Annotated in this window: 6 protein-coding genes; 2 read left to right on the top strand and 4 right to left on the bottom strand. The window is 42.6% G+C overall.

Features of this window, described 5'->3' with window-relative positions:
• From F6K37_RS24950 to F6K37_RS24935, 4 genes are all read right to left on the bottom strand, one after another.
• Nucleotides 1-316 (bottom strand): caspase family protein (locus F6K37_RS24950; RefSeq protein ID WP_287252852.1); only part of this gene is annotated, 316 nt, incomplete at its 3' end.
• 6 nt (nt 317-322) lie between these two features.
• A complete protein-coding gene (locus F6K37_RS24945; protein ID WP_161603124.1) occupies nt 323-481 on the bottom strand; it encodes a hypothetical protein in 159 nt (52 codons plus the stop codon).
• A 500-nt stretch (nt 482-981) separates the two neighbouring features.
• Nucleotides 982-1,257 (bottom strand): hypothetical protein, encoded by a 276-nt coding sequence (locus F6K37_RS24940; protein ID WP_154659663.1) that lies wholly within the window; start codon nt 1,255-1,257, stop codon nt 982-984.
• Nucleotides 1,258-1,724: 467 nt separating this feature from the next.
• Nucleotides 1,725-1,931, bottom strand: a complete 207-nt coding sequence (locus tag F6K37_RS24935) for a hypothetical protein (RefSeq protein ID WP_008179178.1) — start codon at nt 1,929-1,931, stop codon at nt 1,725-1,727.
• Between the two features lie 308 nt (nt 1,932-2,239).
• Here F6K37_RS24935 and F6K37_RS24930 point away from each other — a divergent pair, with 308 nt between their 5' ends.
• Both F6K37_RS24930 and F6K37_RS24925 read left to right on the top strand, forming a co-directional pair.
• Nucleotides 2,240-7,507: an ATP-binding sensor histidine kinase gene (locus F6K37_RS24930; protein ID WP_287252847.1), complete on the top strand. Its 5,268-nt coding sequence runs from the start codon at nt 2,240-2,242 to the stop codon at nt 7,505-7,507.
• 100 nt (nt 7,508-7,607) lie between these two features.
• Nucleotides 7,608-8,711, top strand: a complete 1,104-nt coding sequence (locus tag F6K37_RS24925; RefSeq protein WP_287252844.1) for a hybrid sensor histidine kinase/response regulator — start codon at nt 7,608-7,610, stop codon at nt 8,709-8,711.
• Nucleotides 8,712-8,924 lie beyond the last annotated feature (213 nt).

The following is an 8,924-nucleotide window of genomic DNA, read 5'->3' as shown; positions in this document are numbered from 1 at the left end:
TATCCCCCAGTAAAGCATCTTGAGGAATTAAGTAACCAGCCGGACCATCATCCCCATTGAGAGCGACTCCATGACCAGCAAAGTAAAATAATAAGCGGTCATTTTCAGTGACTTTTTCGGGTAAGGTTTTTTCTAAAAATTTGTTAAAGTTAGACAGAGTTGCCACTTCGTCTAGGCATTCCCAGACTTCGTAATCATGCTTTTTGCGGAGAATTTCCACTAATTTTTTGGCATCGTTTACGGCAGTGTTCAGGGGAGAAATGCCGTTTGTGTAGTTATTGATACCGATGATCAAGGCGAGATTGCGGGAGAACATGTTATTCTACAAGCACTTAGAAAGATAACTTGAATACTCTTGATTGTTAGCATCAAATTTTGGCAAATATATTTTTTTATAGCAGTCGCCAGCGATGCAGCGCGGTCTTGGGGAGCCAGTGCGGTCTTGGGGGTCTCCCCCATGAGCAACTGGCGTGGTTTCCACGGGGCTTACAAGGTGCGGACGCAGGTTCCGCACACAGCCCCTCCCCATGAGCGACTGCATCAAGACAGGGCAGTTAGAACATGACAAAAGTATTAAACCTAAGTAAGCGCAAGACTTTGACTCTCTTGGTGCGCATTCTGATGGTGATTAGAAATCACCAGGGTCGCACCGCTTCTGACTTCTGACTTCTGACTTCTGACTTCTGCTATATGTGGGCGGTATAATCACGCTCACACAGCAGTGGGATGCTCCCTATTTATTCCCCAAGATAATCTTTTGACTTTACGCAGAAATTAGTATTTTCGTAATAAATCTTTACCTATTGAGTTTGCAGGGTAACCTCATATTATTTTGTATTACAAACTACAGATAAAAGTTTTTTGATAGTATGTAAAACCGGAAATCTGCTGAATCAATGTCAATAAGCGGCCTCCATTATCAATAATCCCGAGATGATTGATAATCTGATTTGAGAAAACCGTTTTGAAAAATCCTAATGGCTAAAACCCTAGTAATATCATGTCGGCATAATTACCCTTAATAAAAATTTCCCCCATCTGACCATCTGACCATCTGACCATCTCCCGAGACTTCCCACCCTCCCCACCCTCCCTCACTTGGGTAGGTTTTTTACCTAGCAGGGCGAGTACGTACTGGCATTGGGAATAAATTTCGGAAAATATGTCGGAAAATCTCCCAGAATTTCCACCGATTACCGACCCATCTCCCGCTCTTCCCCTCCTGGTCGGGGTTAGGGGTGGGTTCCGATTAGCCATTCCCCATTCCCCATTCCCCATTCCCCATTACCCATTACCCATTACCCATTCCCCATTCCCCATTCCCCATTACCCATTCCCTATTACCTATCTCCAAAGTAAAAAACCTACCCTTGTCAGCCCCGCGCCCGGGTCCCAAAATTGATGGGTATTCAACCAGACTTGATATATAGCAGTCGCCAGGGCAGTTAGGACATGACAAAAGTCTCACACCCTTTGTAAGCGATGCAGAGGTGCGACCCGTGGCGAATTTAATTCGCCAACGGAAAGCGCACCTAAGCGGTCTTGGGGGTTTCCCCCACTCGCTATTGCATCAAGAAGCGCAAGAGTTTGACTTCTGACAAATGACTTCTGACTTTTGACTTCTGCTATAAGTCGGTCAATCATGCTTCGCTCTTCCGAGTAGTAAACAGACTTTTCAAACACCATTCGATCAACCAAGTGATTAACTGGAGGTGATCTGAGTGTTACCTGAGTAGCATTTCCGGGAATTCTAGAGATGTAATCCCTAAAATAGGCTGTAGGAAACTATGCTGTATGGAAATTCTCAATTGAATGCAAGACAACTGACCTAAAGGTCGGGTAAAAGCAGAATGGGCAAAGGAAAAAGGGACAATAGCACTCCACCCTTCTCCCTTGACCGTTGAATTTTTCCTGACTAGGGCGGTAAGCATTCAGCGGTCAGCGGTCAGCGGTCAGCTAATCAACGGTCGGTAGTAAACAAGCTGGGGGTGCTGGTACGGCTGCTTGAAAATCTCTGCTGGTTTTACTGATCCGACCCAGTCCAGTTAAAGATTAATCTTCGGGTGGGCAGTGCCTACCAACGCCCTTTGCAAGGTTCATTATCTGTCTGGTGCACTGCCCACCCGACATCAACTACAGGAACTACTTGAGCCAAATCAGAAGCGCCATCACCAAGATTAAACAAGATTAAATCAGTATAGCTATCACAATTACTATATCTAAAAACTTCAAGGGAGAGATGATGTTACAATTCCCAAACTATCAAATTAAACTTCTAGAAGAACTAGAAGCTGGTGTTAGTACAGTTGTTTATCGCGGCTATCACCAGCAACAGCAAAGACCAGTTATTATTAAACTTATCAAATCGGACTATCCCTCCCTTAAAGAGATTAGCAGCTTACGACAAGAATATACAATCTCCCAAGCTATTGATTGTGAAGGCATTGTCAAATGCTACGGTCTGGAAAACGATAATAATGGATTGGCGTTGATATTTGAAGATTTTGGGGGTCAATCCCTCAAGCACTTGATCAACTCTCACACCATGACTATCAAGGACTTTCTGCGGATAGCTATTTCTCTAGTAGAAACCTTGGATGAGCTGCACAAAGTCCCGATTATTCATAAAGATATTAACCCCTCTAATATCATCATCAATCCGGAAACAGGACAAGTTAAAATCACTGACTTGGGCATTGCCTCGCGCCTGTCTCTAGAGAATCCCACCACTAGCAATCCTAATTGGCTGGAAGGGACTCTTGCCTATATTTCACCGGAGCAAACCGGGAGGATGAACCGCTCCATTGACTACCGCAGCGACTTCTATTCCTTAGGTGCCACCTTTTACGAAATGCTAACGGATCGGGTACCCTTTATCACCACCGATCCCATGGAATTGATTCACCATCATCTGGCTCAATATCCTGTCCCTCCTCATCAGCTTAATCCAGAAATTAGTGAAGTAGTTTCATTGATTGTGATGAAACTCCTAAGGAAAAATGCTGAAGACCGATACCAAAGTGCTGCTGGACTAAAGGTTGACCTAGAAACCTGTCTATCCCAACTACAAACCACCGGAAAAATTGAAACCTTCACTCCCGGGACCTATGACATCGGGAGCCGACTGCTCATCCCTCAAAAACTCTATGGTCGGGAAGGGGAAGTAGCCACCCTGATGGAGGCCTTTGAACGAGTCAGTGTTGGAGCCACTGAGTTGATGCTGGTATCCGGTTACTCAGGGATTGGTAAAACCTCAGTGGTCAATGAAGTTCATAAACCAATTGTCAAAGCGCGAGGGTATTTTATTAGTGGTAAATTTGACCAGTTTAAGCGGAATAGTCCTTACGCTGCCCTGCTGGAGGCATTTAGGGGATTAATTCGGCAACTGTTGACAGAACCGGCTCAAACACTAGGGATTTGGAAACAGAATTTATTACATGCTCTGGGTGCCAATGGCAAGGTCATTATTGATGTCATTCCCGAAGTGGAACTGATTATCGGTGAACAGCCGGAAGTGCCCCAACTCGGAGCATCGGAATCCCAAAACCGATTTTTACGGGTGTTTCAACAATTCATCGGTGTCTTTGCCCAACCCCAACATCCCCTGGTGCTCTTCCTTGATGATTTACAGTGGGCAGATTTAGCTTCATTAACGTTGCTCCAGACCTTAATGACGAACTGCGATCGCAACTATTTGTTAATCATTGGAGCTTATCGAGATAACGAAGTCAGTCCGACCCATCCCTTGATTCAAACCATTGAGAAAATTCAAGAAACTGACTCGGTCATAGATCAGATCAAGATTGAGCCGTTACGGAAACAATACGTTCAGCAATTAGTAGCTGATACTCTCAATGACACCCAAGGGAAAAACCAGACCAAACCCCTAGCAGAGCTATTATTCCATAAAACCCAAGGTAATCCCTTCTTCTTGACCCAACTGCTCAAAACCCTCTATTCAGAAAACTTGCTGAGTTATGACGTCACCAGTGGCAGCTGGCAGTGGGATATTGATCAAATTCAAGCCATTGGCATCACTGATTATAACGTGGTGGAACTGATTGCCAGAAGTATTGGCAAGCTACAAGAAACCACCCAGCAGGTTTTAAAATTGGCAGCTTGTCTGGGCAATCAGTTTAACTTAGAGATGCTAGCCATTGTCAATGAAGACTCAACCATTATCACTGCTACTCAGCTCTGGGAGGCACTACAGATCGGTTTGATTCTGCCGTTGAGTGATAGTTACAAAATTCCTCTGCTATTTGAACAGGAGGAATCCGCAGATTTTGGCCTCAGTGATGTCAAGGTTAACTACAAATTTTTACATGACCGGGTGCAGCAAGCCGCCTACTCTCTGATTCCGGAATCCGACCAACAAGCAACCCACCTAAAAATTGGCAAATTGTTGCTGAACCATACCACTCCAGAGGCACGGGAAGAGAATATCTTTGCCTTGGTTAACCAACTCAATTTTGGCACGGACTTACTCACCGCTCAGTGGGAAAAAGATGAGCTAGCTCAACTCAATCTGATCGCGGGTCAGAAAGCCAAGGCCGCAGCCGCTTATGCCAGCGCTCTCAAGTATCTGAATGTAGGTCTAGGACTCCTACCAGCAGATACCTGGACTGACAACTATGACTTCACCCTTGCTTTGTATCTAGAAGTGGTGGAAGCGGAATACCTCAACAGCAATTTTGACCAATCAAACCTCTTGGCTAGAGTGGCTCTGGAACAAGCCAAAACCCAATTAGATCAAGTCAAGGTGTATGAACTAAAAATCCACGGTTATATTGCTCAAAACCAAATGCAAGTCGCCCTGGATACGGGGCTACAGGTTCTAGACATGCTCGGGATTCCACTGGAGCAAGACCCCCCCAAAGACCTGATTAGTGAGGATTTGGCTGACCTACCAGAAATGACTGACCTGACTAAACTAGCAGCCATGGGGATCTTAAAGTCTGTAGGAACCCCTGCTTTTGTTGCTAATCCGGCATTGTATCCACTGCTGATCTTTACACAAATCAATCTATGTATCAACCATGGGAATTCACATCTGTCTACGAACACCTATATTTCTTACGCCATGATCTTGTGTGGATTTATGGGAGATATCGATGGTGGCTATACATTTGGTCAACTGTCTTTGATGCTGTTAGAGCAATTGGATGCTGAGGAGTTCAAATCAATAGTATTAGATCTTTTTAATGGTCATATCAGACACTGGAAAGAGCATCTGAAGGAAACCCTAAACCCCTTACTAGAGGCGTTTAACAGCGGTCTTGAAACCGGAGAGCTAACCTATTCCGGTTTTGCTGCCCTCAACTACTGTACCAACCTATTGTTTGTGGGAGATGATCTCGACCTTGCTGCTCAGAAGTATGGGCAGTATCTGGAGTGGCTGCAAAAAAGGAAGCTAGACTATCATGTTATTTATGGTCAAATCGGCAAACAATTAACCTTAAATTTACTCGGTAAATCTGACGATCCCTGTCAGTTAATTGGGGAAGACTTTAATGAATTAGAAATGCTTCCCATTTTAAGAGAACAGAATAATGGAACGTCTCTGTTTTATCTATATCTTGCCAAATCGATTCTGTTTTATTGGTTTAAACAACCCGAGCAAGCTATTGCTCAGGCCAGGGCAGCAGAGCAATACGCACAATCTGTCGCTGGCTTGATTCTTGTTGCTGAGCACAATTTCTACTATTCTCTAGCGCTTTTGGCTCACTATCCCCATGTCGAGCCACAGCAGCAAGGTGAATACCTGACCCAAGTAGCAGCTAATCAGGAAACCCTGAAAACCTGGGCATACCATGCTCCATCAAACTTCAAACATAAATACGAGCTAGTGGAGGCAGAGAAAGCACGAGTTTTAGGGCAACACTGGCAAGCCATGGAACGTTATGACCAAGGGATTGAAGGAGCAGCGGACCAGGACTATATCCAGGAAGAAGCACTAGCCAATGAACTAGCAGCAGAGTTTTATCTCTCTTGTGGCAAACGAAAGATCGCCCAGGCTTACTTGACTGATGCCTACTATGGATACAGTCGCTGGGGAGCTCTGGCAAAAGTGAGAGACTTAGAATCAAGATACCCCCAACTCCTTAGCAAAATTACCGCCCAACCAACAACGAAAGTTCCACTAGATTCCATAACCAACTCAACGATAGCAGTAAGTTTAAACGCCCTGGATTTATCTGACGTGATCAAGGCATCTCAAGCCATTTCAGAAGAAATAGTTTTCGAGAATTTACTGGACAAATTGATGCAGATTCTCCTGACTAATGCTGGAGCGAAAAAGGGGTTTATCATTTTGTCAAAAGACGATAAATTGATTATAGAAGCGGCAGGAACAGTGGTTAATAATGGAGTAACATTCCGGGAGTCAATCCCAGTTACCATTACTCAGCATTTGCCCATATCCGTGATTAATTATGTGGCTATCAATAAAGAAAATTTACTTTTAAATAATCTTGTTAATAACTCTACTTTTGCTGATGATATATACATCATAAATAATCAGCCCAAGTCAGCTGTGTGTTTGCCACTTCTCCGGAAAAACAATCTGATTGGTATGGTGTACTTAGAAAATAATATGGTTTCTGGAAATTTTACCAATGAACACCTAGAAGTGTTAAGCCTTCTGTGTAATCAAGCGGCAATTTCTTTGGAAAATGCTACGCTTTACCAGACTTTGCACGAAGTTCAAGTTAGGGAGCGACTGGAAAAACAGATTCGCAAATCTCTGGAAAGAGAAAAGGAACTCACTGAACTCAAATCTCGATTTATCTCTATGACTTCCCACGAGTTCCGCACCCCCCTAACCACTATTATGGGGGTTACTGAAATCTTCAAATATTACAGCCAGAATTGGACTGATGAGAAAAAACAAAACTATCTAGATCGGATTCAAGTCAATGTCAAACATATGCTCCACATGTTGGATGACGTGTTGGTAGTCAATAAAGCTAATGCTGGAAAACTAAAATTTAACCCTGCACCATTAAATTTACTTGAATTCTGTCGTGATTTAGTCGAAGATATCGAACTAGGTATTGACACCCAACAAAGCATTGTTTTTTCTATTCAATGTGAATGCCCAGAGGTTAATTTTGATGAAAAACTGCTCAGACACATCTTGATAAATTTGCTCTCAAATGCCACTAAATATTCCCCCAATGACAGCACCATAAACTTTGACTTGATTTGTCAGCAAGAAGAGGTTATATTCAAGATTAAAGACCAGGGTATTGGTATCCCAGAAGAAGACCAAAAGCAACTGTTTGAGTCATTTCATCGATGCAATAATGTGGGTAATATTCCAGGAACTGGACTTGGACTTGCAATTGTAAAACAGTCTGTGGAAGTACACGGTGGTGAAATTACGGTAAATAGCCAAGTTGGTATTGGGACAACCTTTACTGTCACCATTCCACTGTACTCCCCTGCAGTACCAGAGCAAGTACAAAGACCGAGAGCTGTTTGCCAGTTGGCAGTTGGCAGTTGATCCTAATAGTAATTAGGATTATGCCTAGAACAAAGGATTAATTTTACTTAGTCTTTAAAAGCGTTTATCAATGTTAAGTTGTTTAAGGATAAAATGATCTATGTCGCAGATTTTAGTTATTGAAGACGAGGAAGATATCCGTAGCATTGTTGTTGAAATACTTCGGGCAGAAAATTTCGATGTTATTCAAGCAGAAAATGGTGAAATAGGTGTGGAATTGGCGAAAAAAGAAAGTCCTGATTTGATTATTTGCGATATTAAAATGCCGAAACTGGATGGTTATGGTGTAATGATTCAGTTACAAGAAATTCCATCCACCCAGACAATTACCTTGATTTTTATTACGGCTAAATCTACAAAATCTGATCTGCGTATGGGGATGGAACTGGGCGCAGATGATTATCTGACCAAGCCATTTACTAGAGATGAATTATTAGGAGCAGTCACAACCCGCATAGCCAAGCAGATGGCTTTTGAGCAAGAATCTCAGAAACAGGTCGATGAATTGCGAGATTGCATTACTCATGCACTACCTCATGAGTTGCGTACTCCTCTCAATGGTATTTTGAATCTTGCCCAATTCCTCATAGAAGACTATGATACTATAGATCGTGATGAAGCTATGGACATGCTTCAGCAAATTTGTGTCTCTGGGGAACGTTTATATCGGCTCACCCATAATTTTTTACTCTATGCAGAACTAGCGCGAATCGAGCAACAACCTAAGCAAGCCAGGAAGCTGATTAATTATGGAGAGCAAAGTTTTACTAGAACAATTATCCAAGACCTTGCTATGCAAAAATTTAAGAAGGTAAACCGGAAAGACGATTTGCACTTAGAACTGCAAGAAGCAGTTGTAAAAATTTCCCAATCAAAATTCACTAAAATTGTTGAAGAAATCATTGATAATGCCTTGAAGTTTTCCGACCTTGGTAAGCCGATTCAGATTCAGAGTTATTTTCAGGATAATCACTTGAATCTTTTGGTGATCGATCAGGGACGAGGCATGACACCAACTCAAATTGCTAAACTCGGAGCCTATATGCAATTTGATCGTAAACTATACGAACAACAAGGCTCTGGATTAGGGTTGATTATTGCCAAACTGCTAACTGAATTACACGGTGGAGAATTAAACATAAGCAGTTTCCCAGTAAAACAAACAATTGTCCATATTATGCTTCCAGGAAAATTATCAATTTAAGGATTGATTGTTGATTGTTGATTGTTGATTACTAAAGTTTTTTTTAAACTTTAATTGCTCAGGGTTCATCTATAATATCACGTATCCTCTAAGAGGTTGTCTGAAAAGTCTCATTTGCTACATCCAAGCCCCCTAAATCCCCCAATTTTGGGGGACTTCTACCAGCAAATTGATTCTTGTTCCCCCCAGAATTGGGGGGCTAGGGGGGCAAAA

The organism is Moorena sp. SIO4E2 (assembly GCF_010671945.1).
GTDB classification, from domain to species: domain Bacteria; phylum Cyanobacteriota; class Cyanobacteriia; order Cyanobacteriales; family Coleofasciculaceae; genus Moorena; species Moorena producens.
The sequence above is the reverse complement of the archived record's forward strand: the minus strand, read 5'-3'. Positions and strand labels throughout refer to the sequence as shown.

Excerpts from the sequence above, each read along its gene's own strand:
- F6K37_RS24930 (WP_287252847.1), top strand. The coding sequence starts at position 2,240 with ATGATGTTACAATTCCCAAACTATCAAATTAAACTTCTAGAAGAACTA.
- F6K37_RS24935 (WP_008179178.1), bottom strand. The coding sequence starts at position 1,931 with ATGCTTACCGCCCTAGTCAGGAAAAATTCAACGGTCAAGGGAGAAGGG.
- F6K37_RS24940 (WP_154659663.1), bottom strand. The coding sequence starts at position 1,257 with ATGGCTAATCGGAACCCACCCCTAACCCCGACCAGGAGGGGAAGAGCG.
- F6K37_RS24925 (WP_287252844.1), top strand. The coding sequence starts at position 7,608 with ATGTCGCAGATTTTAGTTATTGAAGACGAGGAAGATATCCGTAGCATT.